Below are 21,217 nucleotides of genomic sequence, written 5' to 3'. Positions count from 1 at the left end.
TCTGCTAAGTCGGCTTCAAGACGACGTATAGGGCCTGACGCCTGCCCGGTGCCTGAAGGTTAAGTGGAGGGGTGCAAGCTCTGAAATGAAGCCCAGGTAAACGGCGGCCGTAACTATAACGGTCCTAAGGTAGCGAAATTCCTTGTCGGGTAAGTTCCGACCTGCACGAATGGCGTAACGACTTCCCCACTGTCTCCAGGACATGCTCAGCGAAATTGAATTCTCCGTGAAGATGCGGAGTACCCGCGGTTAGACGGAAAGACCCGTGCACCTTTACTGCAGCTTCAGAGTGGCATTAGGAAAGAACTGTGTAGCATAGGTGGGAGGCTTTGAAGCATTGGCGCCAGCCGGTGTGGAGCCATAGGTGAAATACCACCCTGTTGTTTTCTGATGTCTAACCTCGCACCGTTAGCCGGTGCAGGGACCCTCTGTGGCGGGTAGTTTGACTGGGGCGGTCGCCTCCTAAAGAGTAACGGAGGCGCGCAATGGTGGGCTCAGGCCGGTTGGAAACCGGCTGTTAGAGTGCAATGGCATAAGCCCGCCTGACTGCGAGACTGACAAGTCGAGCAGAGACGAAAGTCGGTCATAGTGATCCGGTGGTCCCTCGTGGAAGGGCCATCGCTCAACGGATAAAAGGTACGCCGGGGATAACAGGCTGATAACCCCCAAGAGCTCATATCGACGGGGTTGTTTGGCACCTCGATGTCGGCTCATCACATCCTGGGGCTGGAGCAGGTCCCAAGGGTTTGGCTGTTCGCCAATTAAAGTGGTACGTGAGCTGGGTTCAGAACGTCGCGAGACAGTTTGGTCCCTATCTGCCGTGGGCGTCGAAATTTGAGAGGAGTTGACCCTAGTACGAGAGGACCGGGTTGAACGTACCTCTGGTGTACCTGTCGTCGTGCCAACGGCGCAGCAGGGTAGCTATGTACGGACGGGATAACCGCTGAAAGCATCTAAGCGGGAAGCCTCCCTCGAGATAAGATTTCATAGGACGGTCGGAGACCACGACCTTGATAGATCGGATGTGGAAGTGCGGTAACGCATGGAGCTAACCGATACTAATTGTCCTATTCGCGCTTGAGAGGACACACCATCAATGACAACCCTGGGTTGTCGACGATAGGCGTGGATGTCAGCGTCGAACGCCAGATAACGAATACGCATACAGTAACAGTGCACGCATCGATTTGAACCACAGCTCAGCCGCACGGCCAGCACGCATGAAGCGTGCCGACCGAGCGGCTCAGCTCCCGCACACGCTTCATTGCCTGGTGGCTATAGCGTCGGTGTCCCACCCGATCCCATCCCGAACTCGGCCGTGAAACCCGACTGCGCCAATGGTACTACTGCCTAAGCAGTGGAAGAGTAGGTCGTCGCCAGGCATTGAAGCCTGTGCGGGAAACAAGAACCCATTCATGATTTCGTCCCAACGGGACACGCAACCCTCGCCACAAGCGAGGGTTCTCGCGTCTCCAACGGACACTCCATCAAAGCCCACTTTGATGGTCCTTGGCGCGGGGTGGAGCAGCCCGGTAGCTCGTCAGGCTCATAACCTGAAGGTCACAGGTTCAAATCCTGTCCCCGCAACCAACCCTCACAAAAGCCCCAGACCACCCAGTCCGGGGCTTTCGTGCGTTTGGGCCCACATCCAATCCACAGCGCAACCTCACAACAGAACCGCTCCGATATGCGCCGCCCAATCCGCGGGGCGCGCCTGACTTGACAGAGGAACTGGTCACCCACTCGAGGCGCCCAAGAGCGCCACGCCGCCAAACGACGGCCACCAGCATCGCCGAACGTTACGGCCGACACCCCATCACTGGTTTAAAGCTATAGGCGAGCCCCAGCGCCCCCAGCCACTGGCCGCGAGACCCGGCCTGCGCGACGATCGGACTATCGCCGATGCTGCCGGTCATCGTCCCATACGTGCCAAGCGCGACGAGTTGGACGCCGTGCAGGAGATTGCCGCGCAGCGTCCGAACGCCGATCAGGCCTATGGTCCAGCTTTTCATCCCTCCCTTCGCATCATAGACGGGCAGTCCGCTCCGGATGCTGTCGGCGGAGGAGATGCTGTAATAGGTTCGGGCATAGCGATCTTCGGCGATGTCGGCCGATGCCGTAAAGGCCACTGCCGCATGGAGAGAGAGAGCGGCGTGAAATAGGCCACGCTGGGCTGCCAGACCCCCGCTTCATGCACGCCGGAGACGTCATGCCGATAAGACAGCGCCATGGTGAGCTTGTCATAGGAGCTAGTCGCCACTCCCGTCTTCTGAACCCCGACATAGCCGCCCATTTCAACGGCAGTCCAAGTGCTCCGAGCGCCCGTACACGAGGATCGTGAATAGCGCCCATGGCGCTGCGATTGAAATTGATCTGCGCGAATGGCCCCACCTGTACCTGCCAGACCGGCCCGGGTCGGTCGCTCAGCAGATTGAGGCTGGCCTGGTTTCCGGCGACGAGGAAGCTGTGTCCCTTGACCGATCCGATCGCGGCGGGCGCGACGACCAGGCGGTAATGGTCCGAACCCTCATGGTCGGGAACGACCGCCAACCCCGCGCCGACCGCGACGATGTCGCGATCGAGGGGGTCGGTGTCCAGACGGGACTGGGCCGTGGCCGGTGCGGGGAACAGGCAGGCGGTCAGCCATGCCGTCGCGCCAAAGACAGCAAATTTCGACACAGGAAGAACCTTTCGATCAGCCGCCGAGGGCGACGTGCAACTGGATGCGGGCGAGCGCGCCAGCGATGGTCTGGCGGAGCAGCGCCCGCTCGGCGGCGGTCTGTGCGGCTTGCGTCTCGATCAACGGCCCGGCGGCGATGTCGCCGCGCCGATATCGCGCCTCAATCGCGGCCACGGTTTGCGTTTGGGCAAGGCTGTCGATCGTCGCCAGCACCCGCCGTCGGTCGAGCGTCCGCACCATGGCCAGCGCATCGTCCACCTCGCGCCAGGCATCGCGCACCGTCTTCTGATAGGTAAGGGCGGCGCTGCGCTCTTCGGATCGACGGAGCGACAATTGGCGTTGCAGCCGCCCACCCGCAAAGATCGGGATCGACAGCACGGGGCCGACGCCGGTGGTACGCGCATCCCACCCGAAATCGGCCAGGTTCAACACGTCGATGCCGAAGAGGCCGGAGAGGTTGAGGCTGGGGTAGAAATCAGATTGTGCGGCGCCGATCGCGGCAGTTGCGGCGTGCAGCGCGGCTTCCGCGGCCAGAATGTCGGGCCGGCGTCGGACGAGATCGCTGGGGATGCCGGGCGCGGGGGCGGCGAGCACCGGCATGGCGGACCGATCGGTCGCGTCGAGCGGTGGCGTATCCGGGTTACGGCCGACCAGCACCGCCAAGGCACGGGCGGAGCGCGCGATATCGGTGTCGAGCGTTAGCAGCGCACTCTGTCTCGCCCGCCGCTCCCGATCCGCCGCGCGGACGTCGATGCCGGTGGCCAGTCCTCGCGTCTGGAGTGCCGTGGCGATGGCGAGCGTACGGTCGCCCAGCGCCTGCTCGCGAATCGCAAGCCTGCGCTCCTCCACCAACCCGCGCCATTGCCAATAGGTCTGCGCGACCGCTGCCTCGACCGACAGCCGCGCACCCCGGGTGGCGGCGTCCGCTTGCGCGGCCCCGGCGGTGGCGGCCTCGACTTCGCGCCGGTTCTTGCCCCACAGGTCGATCGCCCAGCTGGCGCTGATATCGGTCTGGTAGAGATCGAACGCATAGCCCTTGGGGATCGTAGCGTCGGCGGCATTCGGCGACTGGCCCAGCAGCAGCGCCAGGACGCTGGCCAGCCCGGCGGTGCCGATGCGGTTCCGACTATAACCGAGCTGTGCGCCCACCTGCGGCAGGCTGTCGGCATGCTTGGCGTCGCGGGCGATCCGCGCCGCGGCCAGCCGCTCCTCGGCGATGCGCAGGTCGAGATTGGCGGCGCGCGCCTGATCCTCCAGCCGGTCGAGCAGCGGGTCGCCGAAGCTGCGCCACCAGGGCGCATCGGGCTGGGCTGGTGCTGCGACGGTGCCCGGCCACCGCGCGGGGAGGTCGGCGACGGGCGGATGGAAATCCGGGCCGACCGTGCAGCCGCCCAGCAGCAGCAGCGCGACCAAGCCCGCGCCGATCGTGCGACGATCAATCATGCGCTGCCTCCTTGGCAGTATCCTGGTGCCCGAAGAGCAAGAGGTAGAAGGCGGGCAGCGCGACCAAGGTCAGGATGGTCGCGCCGATCAGTCCGCCGATCATCACGATCGCCATCGGCCCCCAGAAGATGTTGAAGCACAGGGGGATGAAGGCGAGCACGGCGGCCAGGGCGGTCAGCACCACCGGGCGGGCGCGGCCGATCGTTGCCTCGATCACCGCGGTACGCACCGTCATCCCCTCGGCCCGGTGCGTCTCCACCTGATCGACCAGGATGATGGTATTGCGCATGATCATCCCCGCCAGCGCGATCAGCCCCAGCAGCGCGACGAAGCCGAACGGCGCGCCCGTCAGCAGCAGCGCCGCCACCGCGCCGATGATCCCCAGCGGCGCGGTGGCCAGCACCAGCAGGGTTCGCGGCAGGCTCTGCAACTGGATCATCAGCAGCACGAGCATGATCCCGATCGTGACCGGAAGCAGGCGATAGATCGCGCGGTTGGCGTCGGCGGACAGTTCGCCGTCGCCACCCTCCGCGATGTCATATCCGGGCGGCAACGCAGCGCGGATGGCGGCGATGCGCGCAGCGGCGGCGTCGACGATCTCGGCGGCCTGGACGTCGCCGATCATGTCGGCCTGTACCGTGATGGTCTGCGCGGCATTGCGCGTCCAGACGATCGGCTGTTCGGTGGTCGGCGACAGTGTCGCGACCTCGCTCAGCGGCACCATGCCGTGCGCTGTCGATACGGGCATGTCGATCAGACCGCCCAGGTCGTGCCGATCCTCGGCCCGACCGCGCACCATGATGCCGATCCGCTTCGTCCCACGCAGCACCGCGCCGCCCGGCGCGCCCGACAAGGTGGCGGCAAGATCGCTCGCCACCTGCGCCCGGTCCACCCCCAGCGCCGCCGCACGCGCCGGATCGATCCGGAAGCGCGCGACCGGTGCGGCGATGCCCCAGTTGATCTGAACCGCCGTGGACGATGGGATGGCGCGCAGCACCGCCGCGATACGCTGAGCGATCGCGCGCAAGCGGGCGGGATCGGGCCCGGTCACCCGGTATTGGACCGGCGATCCCAGGCTCGGCCCCAGCGACAGGCGACGCACATGCAGGCTGGCGCCCGGAATGCCCGGCATCCGCTCCAGCTTATCGATCAGCGCATCGCGCGCCGCCAGATCGCGGGCCGCCAGCATCACCGTCGCATTCGCCGGATTGGGCAAGGCCGGACCATAGGGAAGGTAGAAGCGTGGCGCCCCGCGACCGACGAAGCTGTCCATGCTGCGGAGGCGCGGGTCGCCGTGCAGCAGATGTTCCAGCCGCCGCGTCGCCGCTGCGGTCGCCTCGATCGAGCTGCCCGGCCGCATCGCGAGGTCGACCATCACCTCGGGCCGGTCGGAATAGGGAAAGAATTGCTGCCGCACGCGTGTCGCGCCGAGCAGGCCGACCGCCAGCAGCGCGATCGTGATGCCGGCGACCAGCCAACACCGGTTCAGCGCCCACTCGATCGCGGCGCGCAGTCGCCGGTAGAGTCCGGACGGCCCGGCGGCATCGCCATGCCCCCGCGCCATGTCCGGCAACAGCTTGACGCCCAGGAACGGGGTGAAGACCACGGCGACGATCCAGCTGACCAGCAGCGCCGATCCCGTCACCCAAAAGATGCCGCCCGCATATTCACTGGTCGTCGACTGAGCGAGACCGACCGGCAGGAACCCGACGACGGTGATCAGCGTGCCGGTCAGCATCGGAAAGGCGGTGTGCGTCCAGGCATAGGATGCGGCCTCATGCCGATCGACGCCCTGCTCCATCTGGACCACCATCGCTTCGACGCTGATGATCGCATCGTCGACCAGGAGGCCGAGCGAGAGGATCAGCGCGCCGAGCGAAATCCGCTCCAGCCCGATCCCCGCCACCCCCATGTACAAAGCGACGATCGCCAGCGTCAGCGGCACCGATAGCGCCACGACGATCCCCGTCCGCAAGCCGAGCGTGACGAAGGCGACGACCAGCACGACGGTCAACGCGCAGAAGAATTTGATGAGGAAGGTGTTCACCGCCTCTCGGATATTGGCGCTCTGGTCCTCGACCTGCGTCAGCCGCGCACCGGCGGGCAGCGTGCGCCGAAGCTGCTCGGCCGCCGAGCGGATCGCCTTGCCGAAGCCAAGTCCGTCCGCGCTCGGCCGCATCGACACGGCCAGGATGACCGCCGACCGGCCGTCATGGCGCACCACCGCCTCGGGCGGATCGGCAAAGCCCCGCGCGACCGTCGCCATATCACCCAAACGCATCGCGCCGGACGGCGTCGGGATCGACGCGCTTTCCAGATCGCGAACATCGTCCACCTCGCCGTCCAGCCGGACGGGCGTCTGCATCGCGGCCTGTACGCCGCCCGCCGGAGCAATCGTCTGACGCTGCGCCAGTGCCTGGGCAAGGCGACCGGGCGACAGGCCCATGCCGGCCAGCCGCCGCGGATCGACATCGACGAACAGGCGCTGCGGCAGTTCGCCAATGATCTCGGCCTTGCCCGCTCCGGGTACGCGCAGCATCGTCTCGCGCGCCTGCTCCGCCAGCCGGACCAGCCGGGCATTGTCCGCGCCGGTCAGGGCAAAGACGTACCCATAGACGTCGGCATTGTCCTCACTCGCCGCCAGCAACGCGCCGGCCGGCAACACAGGCTCGATGTCCTTCAGCTTGCGCCGGACCTGTTGCCAGACATCCTTGATCTGTCCCGGAGGGGCTGCATCCTTCAGCTCGACGGTGATGACGCAGGCGCCTTCGAGGCAATAGGTCTGGAGATAGTCGAGATAGTCGATTCCGCGCAGCGTGCGCTCGACCGGATCGGCGACCTGCGCCTGCATCTGCGCCGGGCTCGCGCCGTCCCAGCGGGCGGACACGATCATTTCCTTCAGCGTGAAGCCGGGATCTTCGTTGCGCCCCAGCGCCAGGAACTGCGCCGCGCCCGCGACGAAGAGCAGCGCGATCAGGAAACCCACTAGGGCGGGGTGTCGGATCGCCCAGCGGGAGAGGTTGAGCCGGTCCATGGCTTAGTGGAACCCCGGCTCGATACCGGCATCGACCACGCTCTGTCCGTCGACCAGCGTGTCGGCGGCGGTCGCGACGATCGACTGGCCATCGCGCAGACCCGTGATCAGCGCATCGCGCCCCAGCCATGCCGCGATCCGCACCGGCTGACGCCGGATGTGGCTGTCGGGCTGCAGCGTCCAGACATAGGGGCGCCTGTCCGCATCGCCGATGGCGGACAGGGGGACGCGGACCTGCTGGACCGGCGTGGGGGTGCGCAGGGTAAGCGTAACGATGCTGTTGTAGGGCGGCGGCGATCCCGTGCCGCTCAGGACGAAGCGGGCATCGCGCAGATGCGATGTCGGATCGCCCTCCGGCGCGAGGCGGCGCAGCCGGGCGGTGAACGTACCCGCACGGCCCGGCATGCCGACATCCGCCATCATCCCGGACGTCAGGCGCAGATCGGCCGGTGCGTGGATCTCCACCTCGGGCGCGCCGCTGGCGAGTTTCAGCACCGCGCTGCCCTCCTCGACGACGCTGCCCGGTTCGGTAAGCCGCGCGGTGACGACCCCGGCCTGCGGCGCGACCAGCACCGCGTCCGATAGCATGTCGCGGCTCCGCCGAACGACCGCCGCGGCAGCGGCGACCTTAGCGGCCGCCGCGCGGGCGGCCAGAGCCCGCTGGCGGACCTCCGCGCTCGACAAGGCGCCAATGCCGTCCAGCCCGCGCGACCGGTCGGCTGCATCCTGCGCTGTCCGCGCATCGGCGGTGGCGGCGGCGAGCTCGGCCTCGGCCTGCGCCGCTCCGGCGTCGGCGTCGGCCTTGCCCAGGCGTCCCAGCACCTGACCGGCGCGCACCGTATCGCCGACCTGAACGGTGAGCGTCAGCACCCTTCCGGGCCGTTTGAACGCGAGCATCGTCTCGCGATAGGGGCGCACGACGCCGCTGAACTGGCGCAGCGCGCCGCCTGCGGCATGGACGGGTACGACATCGACGATCGCCGTATTGCGATCGGGCTGCTGCGACGGTGGCGACGCACAGGCGGACAGGGGTAACAGAAGCGCGACGAAGTGACGGTGGCGAGCAAACGGCATGACGGCCCCCAGACAGCGGAACGGGCGCGCCATGCCGGGTGCGACGCGCCGCGCCTCCCGGATTTCCGATTTCGACCGATCGATTTCGAAAACGATCAGTCCGACAGGGGCGGAGTCTCCAGATGCCGGCGACGGTAGGCGCTGGGCGTCTCGCCGAGCCGCGCCTTGAAGCTGCGGTTGAAGACCGCCAGGCTGCCAAAGCCCGCATCCATCGCAATGGTCAGGATCGGGACGTCCGCCTGTTCGGGATCGGCCAGCGCGGCGCAGACCTCGGCCACGCGCAATCCGTTCAGATAGTCGCTGATGTTGCGATGCCCGAAACGGCCATTCACCAATCGGCGGACGCGATATTCGGGCACGTCGAGCCGCGCGGCGATCGCACCGATGGTCAGCTCGGGCTCGCGGTACAGGCGGTCCTGCATCATCGCCCTATCGAGCGCACGGGCGAGCGGCTCGTCCTGCTCCTGCGGCGGGGACGGATCGGCGGCGATCACCAGGGGCAGCGTGCTGTCGGGCGCGGCGGATGCGAACATGTCCCGATGCCGCAGGCCGAACAGCAGCAGCGCGAGACCGAACGTCCCCGTCACCATGCCGATCGCGCTCGCGATACCGGCCATGGCAAAGCGGCCGAAGGCCCGACCGACGATCTCCGCACCGATCGTCCAGAGCACGACGATCGTGACGATGACGACGAACGCCACGCGCGCGCGGCGCCGCGCCTCCACCAGATCGGTCGCGCGGTTCTGCCAGGCATGGCGCAGCGCATCGACGGTAAGCGCGATGCCCGCGACGTACAGAACCCCATCGAGCAGATGGAGCGGTGCATGCGTTCCGCGCTCGCCGCCGATCACGGCCGCGCTGACGCCGAGATACCCCAGCGCCAAGCCCATTTCGGCAACGCCCGGGCGGAAATCGTCCTCGAACCACGAACGGGCAAACAGCCAGAACAGCGGCAAACTCGCCGATCCGGCGAGTTGCAGAAGTGTGGCGAGCGACGGCCTATGCTGGACGAACGGCAAAGCGGCCGCTTCCGTCAGCAAGGCGGCGCATGCCAGGGCCGCGCCGTAGCGGCCGGCGCGGGTCGGCGCTTCGCTGAGGAACAGCGCGACCGCCAAAGCGAGCAACGTGGCGATGCCGCCGTGCAGCCAGGCTTCGATGCTCAGCACGCGGGTCTTTCTGTGGTGGCACCGATCGCGCGCGACGGCACGCTGTCGGTCGAGTGAAAGGTGGGGGGCGTATTCCGCGCCGACCTATTGCGGCGATCCCGGCTTGCCAAGCGGCGAGGGGCGGTTTCATCGAGATGCATGGTGCCGTGCGATCTTGTGGCGGCGTTACGGCTTTTCGGTCGTGCCTTGTCGTATTGCAGGACGAGGGATTGCGCGGGGTGGGGGAGTGATGCGCATGGCGCGGGGCGTGCGATGGGTGGCGCTGGTGTCGATGGTGGTCGGCACGGCGTCGGTGTACGCCGGGCCCGCCTTCGCTGCGGCGTCGTCCGGGTGTCGGAGCCACACGACGCTGGCGCCATGGGGGCGTTATCCGGTGCGACGCTGGACGCCAATCCGGCTTGTCCGCCAGCCCGCGACCATCGACGATGACGGCAGTAAACGCGAGGGGCTGGCGATCGGTGCGCCGTTCCGCGCGCGCATGGTGCAGGCCTATGGCGTCGACGACGGCGAGGCGCGCCGGATCGTGGAGATGGTGACCGCGGAGGGCTGCTATCGCGCGTTCCGGGCGGATTCGTTCGTGGCTGCCGACCAGGCCATCATCGCTGCCGAAGTCGCGCGGCATCCCTCCACCCCCGATCCCAACCGCTATGCGACCGTTCTGGAACCCGGGCAGGTGGAGCCAGGCGACATTGAGGCGGGCAGGATCGCCAAGTACGAGACCCAGCATTTCGTCTTCTGGTACGGCACGAACACCAAGGGCGACAGCTATGCCTATGCACGCAACACCGGGCAGGACTGGCGCACCGTCCTGACCCGCGCGGGGGCGTGGGCGGAGCAGGTGTGGCATCTGAGCCGCGATCTGACGGGCGCACCGATGCCCTATGCCGACCGTCCGGCCGGCGAGCGCCGACGCATCGCGGTCTACATCTCCGGCACCGGCCGCCCCCATGTCGCGGACGGCGACCTGATGTCGGGCACGCCAGTCGCCTCGCCCGCCATCTGGATCGCCGCGAGCATGCTCAATTACGGGTCCAAGACGTTCGCGCATGAATTCGGCCATGTCATGCAATTCTACTCGGGCGGCCTGCGTGACAGTCCGAGCGCCGGGGCGATCTGGGAAGCGGGCGGCAACTGGCTCGGAAACCTGCTCGTGCCGGGTTCGGCGACATGGATCGGGAGTTACGGCAACCGTCAGTATGTCGGGCCTTTGTGGCCCGATGCGCGCTACGGTGCGTTTCCGTTTCTCAACATGCTGTTCGAAGATCCGCGCACGCGACCGCTCGTCTGGGCGGGTTGGACCCACAATGCGCGGACCGCCTCTGGGGCGTCTACCGAGGATTTCGTGCCGACCATCCTGCGGCTCGGCACGGCATCGGGCGCCTATCCGAAGGGCTTTCGCTCCTTCGCCGACGACATGGGATGGTATGGCGCGCGGCTCGTCACGCTCGATTTCATGAACCAGCGCGCGCTGCTCGACGCCGTTGCGCAGTCGCGGTTCGTCTTCGGCGGGAGCCGCTTTGCCGCGCTGGTTCCGGGCGATCGGCCGGGCCGGTTCGTGCCGCAGTCCGACCAGGTGCTGCACCAGTTCGGCACGGACCTCATTCCGCTGACCCCGACCGGCCATCGCGATACCGTGTCCGTACGCCTGACGGGCGCCACGACCGCCAAGGACGCGGCATGGCGTTTCGCGCTGGTGGCGGTGCGGGGCGAGGCGGATGCATCCTATTCCCGCCTGGGCGCGGTGGAGGGGACCGGTAGCGCCACCGTCTCGTATCGTATCCCCAAGGATGCCCGCCTGTATCTGGCGGTGACGGCGACGCCGGGCGTGTATGAATCGCTTGGCTGGCAGAAGCCCGGATCGACGGAGGGCGCGCGCTTTCCCTATGCCGTCGACATCAGTGGCGCGACGCCGCGGCTGAAGGGCGAGGTCGATTGCCGGATGCCGCAAATGACGCTGAAGGGGCCGCCGCCCGCCTGCTGACGCGGGGCTCTGCGCCGCCTATCGGGCAGGGGGCGTCGTGGTGCCGGACGTGTACACGACGGTGTCGTCGGTCACCACGGCCGTTCTGTCGTAGCGACGTCCGCCCACATCCGTGTCGTGTGCGGTCACGGTCACCCGGTTCGGCGTGGGCTGCGGCGGCGCGAACAGCGAGAAGCTGGGGGCGAAGGTCGTCAGCGTCTGTTCCGTGCGGCCGTTGTCGGGGCCATCGCCGCTGATCGTGCGCTCGCTGGCCTGCGCGATCTGCGTGCCGTTTTTCACCCCATAGAGCGGCGGCTGGACGCCGATGTCGATGGCCAGTGTGTCGCGTTCGGCGATGCGGCGCCGCGATGGCGTTGCGCCGCGCGTCGTGACGGTCATCGTCTGGCGTGCAACATAGCGCTTGCTCGACACGCCGGTGTCGCGGGTGTTGGTCAGCCGCTGGTCGAGGTCATAGGCGACGCGGGTGACCACGCGACCGTGAGGGGTGTCGACATAGCCCTCGACACGGTCGGCGCGCGTGGCGATCGTCTGCACCGTGCCGATCGCGCCCGGCCCTTGTGGCGCGCGAAGCTGTCGCGTGACGATGCGCGCGGGGGCGAGCGTGTTGGCGGTCAGCGCCCCGGTCACCACCGGACGGGTGGGATCGACCGTCCCGATCAGCGTGCCCGACACGCGGAAGAACGTGCCGGCGGTCGGCATGGCAAGCGCGATCACATGCGGCTGGCCGTCGTTGAGCAGCGCGGCGAAGGGCGTGAGGTCGACCCGGGCGGGCGGCAGGTTCAGCGCGCGCAGGGCGGGCACGCGTCGCCACAGGCCGGGATTGATGCCGCCGGTGAAGATGTCGGGCTGGACCGAGCGGACGCCCGCCAGCCGTCCGTCGATCCGTACCTCCACCTCGCGATACGGTGCGTCGCAGGGCGGCGGCCCGAAGATGTTGCGCTGGGCGAGATTGCCGGGCGCGCAATCGTACCAGAATTCCTCGCGCTCCTGCCCGATGGCGAACAGGTCGATGGCGAGGCTCGTCAGGTTGCGCGGGAAACGGATCGTGCGTGACACCATCGGCTTTTGCGGGTCGAGCCGCGACAGTCCCGTTGTCACCGGCAGGACTAGGCCGTCCGGCCGGGGCGCTTCCCCGGCGTAGAAGACCAGACGGGCGCCCCAATGGACATGCGCATCATGGTCCTTGTCGAGATAGTTGACCAAGGTCGCCCGGCCGTCGGTCGGCGTGCGGAGGAGCGCGGCATAATCGGTCACGTCGCGGGCGACGTGCCAATGCGGGGCATAGGTCTCACCAGGCTCCATCGTCGTGCCGAGGAAGAGGGTGGCACCGCCCAGCGTCAGGTCGGCGGAGCGGTCGAACTGCGTACCCGTGGAGACGTCGAAGTCCGCCTCCAGCACCACCTTGCGCCACGGGCCGGGACAGTCGGCGGGCGGGCGGTAGGCCAGTGGCAAGGGTTCGTCGCCCTGAAACTCGTGCCGGTCGAACAGGGTGACGGTGCAGGATGGGCCGCTGGGGCGGGGCAGCGGCGGGCTCAGGTCGACGACGGCGTTGCCGATCGGCCGTAGCGCGGTCTGGCCAGCGGCGGGTGCGCCGATGCTGGCCGATAGCCCGGCGGCGAACAGTGCCCGCCCCATGATGCCGCAAAGGCGAAACCGCGGCATATGATCGATGTCCATGGCCCGTCCCATGTCAAAAGAGGAGCGCGTCCGCGCCGATGGCCGCCCGGGGCGAGGCAGGATCGGCCTCGCCCCGGTGCGCCTCAATGCTTGGCCAACACCTCAGCCGGGGTCACCACCTCGACCGGCAGGCCCAGTCCTTCCAGCTGCGGGCGGATCGTCTTGGCATCGCCCACGACGGTCCAGACCCATTTGGCAGGCTGCAGATACTGTCGCATCGCGGCATTGGCGTCCCGCAGCGCCACCGCGCGAATGCGCGCGTCGAAGGTGCTGAAGAAGTCGTCCGGCCAGCCGTTGCGCTGGAGCATGGCGGCGGCGGCCATCACCTGCCCGCCAAAGCGGAACGAGGCGACGTTCTTGCGCAGCGTGTTGGCGACGGCCTCGTCGAACTCCTCCTGCGTGATCGGCCGGTCGGTGACGATCGCGTTCAGCTCCTTCTGCACTTCCTTGATCGCAGGGCCGACCTTGTCCGGCTGCAACTGCACCTCGACCTGATAGCTCGACCCCAGGTCGTTGACGTCGAAATTGCCCGACGCGCCGTAGGTCCAGTGCTTGTCCTCGCGCAGGTTCATGTTGATGCGCGAGGTGAACTCGCCGCCCAGCGCGATGTTGGCGAGACGCGGTGCGACGCCCTCATAGCTGCGCGGCATGTCGACCAGTTGCCCGCCCCCCAGGAACGCCTGGACCTGGCCGGGCATGTCGACCAGCACGATCTTGGGCGGTCCGGTGACGAGCGCCGGACGCGGATCGAGCGCGACCGGGGCGGGGCCGCGCCCTTGCACGCTCCAATGGCCCAGCGTCGCATTCAGCTTCGGCAGGAGCGTGGCGAGCGGCTCGTTCGAGACGATGACCAGCTTGGCCTCTTCGGGGCGAATCCAGCGACGGAAGGCCGCCTCCAGATCGGGGCGGGTGATGGCGTCGACCTCGGCCACGCTGGGCACCTGCGATGCCTTGGCGAGCAGCGTCCCGGGCGCGAGCGCTTGCGTGAAGGCCGTGCCCAACAAAGTGCCGGGGCTGGTCGGCGCGGCCGTGACGCGCGACAATTCCTGCCGCCGATATTCCTCCAGCCGATCCTGCGGAAAGTCGGGACGGGTCAGCATCAGCATCATCGTGTCGAGCGTCGTGTCCAGGCTGGCGCTGGGCGCCGCGAACGAGACGCCGGAATCGGTGTTCTGCGCGCTGCCGTAGATCGCCGCGCCGGTCCGTTCGCGCAGCTGCTTGAACCAATGGTCGTCATGGCCACCCGCACCTTCGTCCAGCATCTGGAACATCGCGCGGATCGTGCCGGGCTTGCCGGCGGGATCGTCGACGCTGCCCACGTCGAACGTCAGTTCGGCGGTGGTGAAGGGGACGGCGTCGTGCTGGACGTAGAGGACGGGAATGCCGTTCGCCAATTTGGCGTGCTGCACCGGCGGGAAGCGGGCGGCCTGGGGCTCGCCGACGCCGGGGATGGGGCCGCGCGTGCCGCTTTGCGGGGCGACGACGGCGGTCTTGGGCGCGTCGGGCACCTCGGCCCCTGCGACGCTTTCGTCGCCCGCCGCGGTCATGCGCGGTCCCGGGACGATCATGCCGCGATAGCCCGGACGGCCCAGCCACTTGCGCGCATCGGCCATGACCTTTGCTGGGGTCAGGGCCAGATACGCCATCAGGTCGTCCTTATATTTGGCGGGCGAGCCGAGCACCGAATTGGCCTGCATAAACAGGCCGCCCCGCGCCTCGATCGTCTCATTGTTGCGGACCGCCGGGATGATCCGCGTTGCCTTGTAGCGCTCCAGCGCATCGGCGGACGGCGTGCTGTGCAGGAAGGCGGCGATCGCGTCGTCCAGCGCCTTTGCCGCGACGTTCGGATCGACACCCTTCCGGACCGAGCCGTAAATGGTGAATTCGCCGACGCCGCGATATGTCGTGTTGTCCGCGCTGAGATTGTTGAACAGCTTGTCCTGACGCACCAGCTTGTCGAACAGCGGCGCGCCGTCGATGCCGGTCATCAGGCCCGATACCGCGTCGAGCGAAAAGTTCGCCGGGTCGCGCCCGCCGGGCACGGGCCAGGTCCGGGCGATCTGTGCCGTCGAGACGGGGCCGGTGAACGATTGGTTGATCGGCGCGGTCAGGACCGGCGGCTCGGCGGCGGGCGCGGTGATCGCGCGCCCGCGCGGGATGTCGCCGAAATAGCGCATCGCCTTTTCCTTGGCGGTCGCGAGATCGATGTCGCCCGCCAGCAGGAGCGTGGCGTTGTTCGGACCGTAATAATCCTTGAACCACTGATGCACGTCGGCGAGCGACGCCGCATTCAGATCCTTCATCGATCCGATGACGCTGTGACCATAGGGGTGCGAGGCGGGATAGATCGCGCTGCGGCGGCTATAGCCCAGGATGCTGGCGGGATTGTTGTCGTTGTTGCGCTTTTCGTTCTGGACGACGCCGCGCTGCTCGTCGAGCACGCCCTGGGTGATCGCACCGAGCAGATGCCCCATCCGGTCGCTTTCCACGAACAGCACGCGGTCCAGGCTGCCGGTCGGCACCGCTTCGTGATAGTTGGTGAAATCATAGCCGGTGCTACCGTTGACGCCGATCGACCCGGCGTCGCGCAGATATTTGAAATAGTCGCCCGGCGCATTCTCGCTGCCGTTGAACATCAGATGCTCGAACAGATGGGCAAAGCCGCTGCGCCCCGCAGGCTCGAAGGTGGAGCCGACGGCATAATTGATGCTGGTATAGACGATCGGCACGCTGTGATCGATGAGGACGATGACCGTCAGGCCGTTGGGCAGCGTGAACGTCTGATAGGGAATGGTGAAATCGCGGACCAGCTTGACGAGTTCCGCCGGGGCGGTGTCCGGGCGGGATGCCGTGGTCGCTGCGGCGTTCGCGGGGCGTCCGGCCAAGGCCGGGACGGGGGGCAGGATCAGTGCCGTACCGGCCATCAACATCGTACGCAGGCTCATCGACTTATCCTTGATCGGTTGGGGAGGCGCTGGTCGAGCGACGGTTCGGCACCGTGACAGGGGTGCGGAACCGTCGCGGGACAGGACAATCGGGGGTGGGAAAACCGTAATGGCGAGGACCGTGTTTGGGGCGGCGTCCGGCCGCGCTGCGCCTGTCGACGATCCGCCGCACCCCGTCGTTTCGACGGGATGCGGCGGCCGGGGTCAGAACGACTTGCTGACCCCCAGATAGAAGTTGCGCAGCCGCGGATCGCCGTACGGGCTGTAATAGAGCGGCGCCTGCGTCACATCGAGCGGCGGCATCTTGTTGAAGATGTTGTTGATGCCGAAACGCACCGTCATCTTCTGCGGCAGGCGGTAGCTGATGTTCATATCATGATACATCTGGCTGGCGACCTTTGCCGATCCCTGCGCGGCCACGACGCTGCGATCCAGCGTCAGGTAATAGCCGCTGAGATAACGCGTCTGCCAGCCGAGGCTGAGCCGGTCCTTCGTCCATTGCAGCGACCCGCTGCCCCGGAAGCGCAGGGACCCGGATGCACTGGTGCCGGCCGCGAAACCGGCCGTGACGACGCCTGCGTAATTTTGTGCGGGCGTGTCGGCGAACGGCTGGATCACCAACTGGTCGACATAGGTCGCACGACCGATGGCCGACAGCTGACCGCCGAACAGGTTCGTGTCGTAGTTGAGCGTGAAGTCATAGGCCGAGGTGACCAGCGACGTCAGGTTGATCAGCGATATGTCCAGCGCGGTGATCGGCCCGACGGCAAAGCCCCCCGATGCCGGGCCGCGCGTGACGCGGTCGGGGTTGGATGTGATGAACTGGTTGAACTGCGACTGCACGGCACCGAAAAGCAGTAGCAGCGGATCGAAATACATGTCCCGCTTGTGGATGCGCGTCCAGTCGACCGAGAATCGCAGGCCGTCGATGAAATGCGGCTTCAGGATCAGGCCGGCCGTCCACGTCTTGGACGATTCCGGCCGGACGGCCGGATTGCCGCCCGAGAAGCCCGAGATGACGCCAAGGCCGAACATCTGGGTGCCGATCAACTCGTTGCCACGCTGCGGATCGCGCATCTGAAGGGTGATCTGCGGGCGGGGGACCTTGACCAACTGGCTGAGCTGTGGCGGCAGATAGCCGGTCGTGTACGAGCCGCGCAGCGTGACGCCATCGATCGGCGACCAGAGCAGGCTGATGCTGGGATCGGTATGCGCATTGGTGGTTGTCGACCGCTCGATGACGGTTCCTGCCGGCGGGCAGTTGTCGAAATAATTATATTGTTTCGCCTCGAACGGCGCCGTGCAGGATACCGGGTCCGACGTATCGGTGCCGTCGCCGCTATAGGATTCATGCCGCGCCGACAGGCGCAATTCCAGCAATCGAATCAGCGGCAATTGATGCTTGTCGCCCAGGATCGGGAACACGACTTCGCCATAGACCGACTTGGTCGTCTGGTGCGCAGTAGGCGTGAAGGTGGTGACCGCGCCATCATCGGTCAGCAGCGTGAGAAGGCGCGAATACAGCCTCTGGGTGTTGATCTCGGCGTTGACGGTCAATTGCGGCTTGCCGCCCGGCAGCGAGAACGGCAACGGCCCGGCGAGGCGTAGCGAGGGCGCGACGTTGCTCGATTTGCCGTCCTGCTGGCGCTGATAATAAGGCGTCTTGTCGTAGGTGAAGGGGAGCGGATAGGTCGAGGTATCGACCAGCGCGTTCAGAACCCCGGACTGGAGATCGCCGGAAGCGAAGGCGCTGATCGCCGGCGGGCTGTTCGCGACCGAATAATTGGACTGGGAATAGGCGACTTCGGCGACCGCCTGCCAGTCTGCCGGCAGCCGGATGATAGCACCGCCCAGCGTACGCAGCGTCGACGACACCTGCTTGATCCGGGCATCATAGGCGGGATTGGCCGGGAACGCGATCGCGAGATCCTGCGTGAACGGGTTGCTGGGGGCCGACGCGAACAGGAAGACCGAGTTGAGCGTGTTGGAGAAGGTGTTGACCGCCGAGGAATGCGACATGCCGATTTCGGCATAGGCGGTCAGCCAGCTGTTGAACGTGCGCCGCACCGCGACCGAACCGCTGTACTGATTCATCGGATAGAGTAGCGGCGCGCGGGCGCCGGTGCCGGCGGCGGTATTCGGCTGGTCGAGGTTGAAGGTGCCGAGCGACGAGAGCAGCGGAGCAAGGCCCGCCTTCGCGATCCCCGCATAGCCCTTGGGAATGGTCCCCAGGCCGCTCGACAGCGTCTGGCCGCCATATTGGGGCTTCAGCTGGAGCGGCGAGCCGTCCTGCGTCTTGAAGTTGACCAGCGAGCCCTGCGGCGGATTGGTGAAGCCACCATAGAAAGAGCCGGGGTCGTTGGCGAGGATGTCGTCCAGCCCACGGCGGCGCAGATTGTCGCGGTCGCCGTAGCGCAGCGCCAGCTGCTTGGTCCAATTGCCGGTAAAGGTCAGACGCGTGCGTCCTCCCTCCAGCGGCAGGCCGCCGGTGAGATCGATCAAGCCGCGACCCTGTTTGAAATCGCTGGTGTTGTCGTAGTTCGCCGACAGTTCGGCGCCCTTGAAGTCGCGGCGCAGCACGATGTTGATGACGCCGCCCGATGCGCCGCTGCCGTAGATGCCGGAGGCCGACGAGGCGAGAACCTCGATCCGCTCCACCGCAGCGATCGGGATGCCGGTGATCGACGGCTGGGTGATGTCGCCATTGCCCAGGTTGATGCCGGGCTGACGCCGACCGTCGACCAGGATCAGCGTGTCGCGCAGGCCTATGCCGCGCAGGTTGATCGCGCTGACGCCGATCGGGCGGCGGGGATCGGCTGCGGCGTTGCCGCCGATCGCCTGATCGCCGACGGTGGGCGAGGTGTTGACGTTCAGCTGGTTGCGCAGGAACGTTTCGAGGTTGGGCGCGCCGCTGCGCTCGATCTCCTTGCGGCCGAGCACGATGAACGGCTGGCTGTCGTCCTGCGTGCGTTCGATGCCGGTGTTGAGCGACCAATTGACCTTGCCGTTGACGAGGATGTCAGGCGTGGCGCTGGTGTCGACCTCGTCGCCGGCCAAAGGGCGGAGGGCGACCGCACCATCCTCCGTCGTGACGATCTTCAGACCGGTGTCGATCAGCAGGCCCTGCAACGCCAGCAACGGGGCATAATCGCCCTGGATGCCATTGGTCCGCTTGCGGCCGACATCGTCCATCCGATACACGATTTGGAGTTTGGTCACCTTGCTCCAGGCTTGCAGCGCCGCCGCCAGGCTCCCGGCTGGAATATCGAACCGCTGGGCGGCTCGTACGCCCTGCGTGGTCTGCGCCGCGACATGGCCTGGCACAAAGGCCGTCAGCATGCTCGCCCCCAAGGCGATCGCCACACCCCGTCTTTTCATCTGATGCCCCCTTGTTGCGGTCGCTCCCATCACGCCGCTCGGCAAGATTGTCATTCGACGGCAACGAACCCGTAACATCGGATTTCAAAAAAGTTTGCGATCGTGGAACTTTTCGCCAAAAGCAGTCGAAGCGGGGCTCGTCGCGTTTTTCCGTTAGGGTTTTGACGCGGCCGATTGTCATGACGGCCGAACCCCTTTGACGAAGGAGTGTCTCGGGCGGGCGATGGTAGACGACAGGCAGTTGGAGCGGTGGTTTTGCGAGGAGGTGCTTCCACTGGAAGCGTCGCTGACCCGCTATCTGCGTCGTAACTGGCGGACGGCCGAGCAGATCATGGATATCCGGCAGGACATATACGAGGCGGCGCTGACGGGCGGGCGGCAGGAATTGCCGACGAATACCCCAGGCTATGTCTTCACGATCGCGCGCAATATCCTGGTCAACCGGGCGAAGCGCGAACGGATCGTGCAGTTCGAACATTATGCCGACATGGAAAGCGTCGACCAGGGCGTGGATATGTCCGCAACCGACCGCCATCTGGATGCGCGCGACGCGCTGCGCCGGGCGCAGGAGGGGATCGAGCGGCTGCCTCCGCGCTGCCGCGAGGTCGTGCGCCTGCGCAAGATCGAAGGCTTGTCGACCCGCGAGGCGGCGGCGCGCATGGGTGTCGGCATCGATACGATCGAACGCCAGCTGGTACTCGGTATCCGCGCGATGGCCGATGCGATGCTGGGCGGCGCGGGCAAAATCCGTCGCGGCGGCGCGGCCGGCACCGGCAAGGCGCGCCGCCAATGAACCGCGCGACGATGATCGAAGAAACCGCCGCGCGCTGGATCGTCCGCCAGGAAAGCGGGGAATGGTCCGCCGAGGACGACGCCGCGCTGACCGCGTGGCTGGACGAGCAGATGGCGCACAAGGCCGCGTTCTGGCGTTTGCGCCACGGCTGGGCGGCGGCGGATCGCGTCGGCGCGCTTGGGTTCCAGAGCGCCGCCCCGCGATCGCGCGCGCGGCGCGGCTGGCAGGCGGTGCTGCGTGCCCGCCCTCGCGCGATCGGGGCGATCGCCGCCGCGCTCGCGGTGACGGTGGGGATCGGCACCACGGTGCTGCGATCACCGACGGGTTTTGGCCTGGGGCATGGTGCGCAGGACACGGCGTCGCCATCGCAGTCCGGGCCGGTGCGGGTGCAGACGCCGGTCGGCGTTCGCCATGCGATTGCGCTGCGCGATGGCAGCCGGGTGGAACTGAACACCGCGACCGTCGTGCGCACCGCGGCCGCCGATCAGGGGCGCGAGGTCTGGCTGGATAAGGGCGAGGCCTATTTCGATATCGTCCACCGCCCCGACGATCCCTTCGTCGTGCATGCGGGGCCGCGCACGGTGACCGTCCTGGGCACGCGCTTCACGGTTCGTCGCGATGGGGACAAGGTGACGGTGGCGGTGCTGTCGGGCCGGGTGCGGATCGAGGATGCGACCGCCGGTGCGGGCACGCGCTCCGCCGTGATCGGACAGGGCGACATCGCCTATGCCCGATCGCACGGCACGCTGGTGGCGCTGGCGGCACCGGCGCGGGTCGAAGCGATGACCGGATGGCGCGATGGCCTGCTGGTGTTCGACAATCAGCGGCTGGGGGACGCGGTGGCGGACTTCAACCGCTATACCAACCGCCCGATCCGCATTGCCGATCCGTCCACCGCCGACATCCGGATCGGCGGGACGTTCCAGATCGACAACAGTGCGGGGTTCCTTGACCTCCTCCACTCCGCGTACGGGCTGAAGGTGCGATCCGACGCGAACGGTATCCTCGTCGAGCCGTGACCGGCGCGCGCGGGGCGGGGGCCTGAT

General features: G+C 67.0%; 11 protein-coding genes, 1 tRNA gene and 2 rRNA genes (1 of these 14 running past the window's edge). 6 read left to right on the top strand and 8 right to left on the bottom strand.

The features are described from left to right. From A7E77_RS02550 to A7E77_RS02540, 3 genes are all read left to right on the top strand, one after another. Nucleotides 1-1,082 (top strand): 23S ribosomal RNA (locus A7E77_RS02550) (it extends 1,715 nt beyond the left edge of the window). Nucleotides 1,083-1,267: 185 nt separating this feature from the next. Beyond that, a 5S ribosomal RNA gene (gene rrf / locus A7E77_RS02545) occupies nucleotides 1,268-1,382 on the top strand. Nucleotides 1,383-1,513: 131 nt separating this feature from the next. Beyond that, a tRNA-Met gene (locus A7E77_RS02540) sits at nucleotides 1,514-1,590 on the top strand. A gap of 209 nt (nucleotides 1,591-1,799) precedes the next feature. Here A7E77_RS02540 and A7E77_RS02535 read toward each other — a convergent pair. The 5 genes from A7E77_RS02535 to A7E77_RS02515 all read right to left on the bottom strand — a co-directional run bounded on the left by A7E77_RS02535 (nucleotide 1,800) and on the right by A7E77_RS02515 (nucleotide 9,397). After that, nucleotides 1,800-2,129 carry a MipA/OmpV family protein gene (locus A7E77_RS02535; RefSeq protein ID WP_063685680.1) on the bottom strand — a complete coding sequence of 110 codons (330 nt, stop codon included), beginning with the start codon at nucleotides 2,127-2,129 and terminating at the stop codon, nucleotides 1,800-1,802. Between the two features lie 566 nt (nucleotides 2,130-2,695). Then, the gene (locus tag A7E77_RS02530; RefSeq protein ID WP_063685677.1) at nucleotides 2,696-4,123 is read right to left on the bottom strand and encodes an efflux transporter outer membrane subunit; all 1,428 of its coding nucleotides are present in this window, start codon (nucleotides 4,121-4,123) and stop codon (nucleotides 2,696-2,698) included. Next, nucleotides 4,116-7,109 (bottom strand): efflux RND transporter permease subunit, encoded by a 2,994-nt coding sequence (locus A7E77_RS02525; RefSeq protein WP_264177013.1) that lies wholly within the window; start codon nucleotides 7,107-7,109, stop codon nucleotides 4,116-4,118. Before A7E77_RS02525 ends, A7E77_RS02530 begins: the two co-directional genes overlap by 8 nt. 51 nt (nucleotides 7,110-7,160) lie before the next feature. Next, nucleotides 7,161-8,231, bottom strand: a complete 1,071-nt coding sequence (locus A7E77_RS02520) for an efflux RND transporter periplasmic adaptor subunit (protein WP_226341822.1) — start codon at nucleotides 8,229-8,231, stop codon at nucleotides 7,161-7,163. A 95-nt stretch (nucleotides 8,232-8,326) separates the two neighbouring features. Next, the gene (locus A7E77_RS02515) at nucleotides 8,327-9,397 is read right to left on the bottom strand and encodes an AraC family transcriptional regulator (protein WP_063685671.1); all 1,071 of its coding nucleotides are present in this window, start codon (nucleotides 9,395-9,397) and stop codon (nucleotides 8,327-8,329) included. 235 nt (nucleotides 9,398-9,632) lie between these two features. Here A7E77_RS02515 and A7E77_RS02510 point away from each other — a divergent pair, with 235 nt between their 5' ends. Beyond that, entirely contained in the window at nucleotides 9,633-11,378 is a 1,746-nt protein-coding gene (locus A7E77_RS02510; protein ID WP_226341821.1) for a DUF6055 domain-containing protein, read from the top strand. Between the two features lie 18 nt (nucleotides 11,379-11,396). On the opposite strand, the gene A7E77_RS02505 is transcribed toward A7E77_RS02510, so the two are convergent. From A7E77_RS02505 to A7E77_RS02495, 3 genes are all read right to left on the bottom strand, one after another. Then, a complete protein-coding gene (locus A7E77_RS02505; protein WP_063685669.1) occupies nucleotides 11,397-13,055 on the bottom strand; it encodes a peptide-N4-asparagine amidase in 1,659 nt (552 codons plus the stop codon). 83 nt (nucleotides 13,056-13,138) lie between these two features. Further along, nucleotides 13,139-16,000: a M16 family metallopeptidase gene (locus tag A7E77_RS02500; RefSeq protein WP_063685667.1), complete on the bottom strand. Its 2,862-nt coding sequence runs from the start codon at nucleotides 15,998-16,000 to the stop codon at nucleotides 13,139-13,141. A gap of 204 nt (nucleotides 16,001-16,204) precedes the next feature. After that, nucleotides 16,205-19,378, bottom strand: a complete 3,174-nt coding sequence (locus tag A7E77_RS02495; protein ID WP_226341820.1) for a TonB-dependent receptor — start codon at nucleotides 19,376-19,378, stop codon at nucleotides 16,205-16,207. 265 nt (nucleotides 19,379-19,643) lie between these two features. On the opposite strand from A7E77_RS02495, the gene A7E77_RS02490 reads away from it, so the two are divergent. Further along, nucleotides 19,644-20,171, top strand: coding sequence for an RNA polymerase sigma factor (locus tag A7E77_RS02490; RefSeq protein ID WP_226341819.1), 528 nt, complete (start codon nucleotides 19,644-19,646; stop codon nucleotides 20,169-20,171). Further along, nucleotides 20,168-21,190: a FecR family protein gene (locus A7E77_RS02485; protein WP_063685664.1), complete on the top strand. Its 1,023-nt coding sequence runs from the start codon at nucleotides 20,168-20,170 to the stop codon at nucleotides 21,188-21,190. The genes A7E77_RS02490 and A7E77_RS02485 overlap by 4 nt, the downstream gene beginning before the upstream one ends. Nucleotides 21,191-21,217 lie beyond the last annotated feature (27 nt).

The organism is Sphingomonas sp. NIC1, assembly GCF_001638925.1.
GTDB classification, from domain to species: domain Bacteria; phylum Pseudomonadota; class Alphaproteobacteria; order Sphingomonadales; family Sphingomonadaceae; genus Sphingomonas; species Sphingomonas aquatilis.
The sequence above is the reverse complement of the archived record's forward strand: the minus strand, read 5'-3'. Positions and strand labels throughout refer to the sequence as shown.

Coding starts and splice junctions, on each gene's coding strand:
- A7E77_RS02520 (WP_226341822.1), bottom strand. CDS start 8,231: ATGCCGTTTGCTCGCCACCGTCACTTCGTCGCGCTTCTGTTACCCCTG.
- A7E77_RS02500 (WP_063685667.1), bottom strand. CDS start 16,000: ATGAGCCTGCGTACGATGTTGATGGCCGGTACGGCACTGATCCTGCCC.
- A7E77_RS02510 (WP_226341821.1), top strand. CDS start 9,633: ATGGCGCGGGGCGTGCGATGGGTGGCGCTGGTGTCGATGGTGGTCGGC.
- A7E77_RS02495 (WP_226341820.1), bottom strand. CDS start 19,378: ATGAAAAGACGGGGTGTGGCGATCGCCTTGGGGGCGAGCATGCTGACG.
- A7E77_RS02530 (WP_063685677.1), bottom strand. CDS start 4,123: ATGATTGATCGTCGCACGATCGGCGCGGGCTTGGTCGCGCTGCTGCTG.
- A7E77_RS02505 (WP_063685669.1), bottom strand. CDS start 13,055: ATGGACATCGATCATATGCCGCGGTTTCGCCTTTGCGGCATCATGGGG.
- A7E77_RS02485 (WP_063685664.1), top strand. CDS start 20,168: ATGAACCGCGCGACGATGATCGAAGAAACCGCCGCGCGCTGGATCGTC.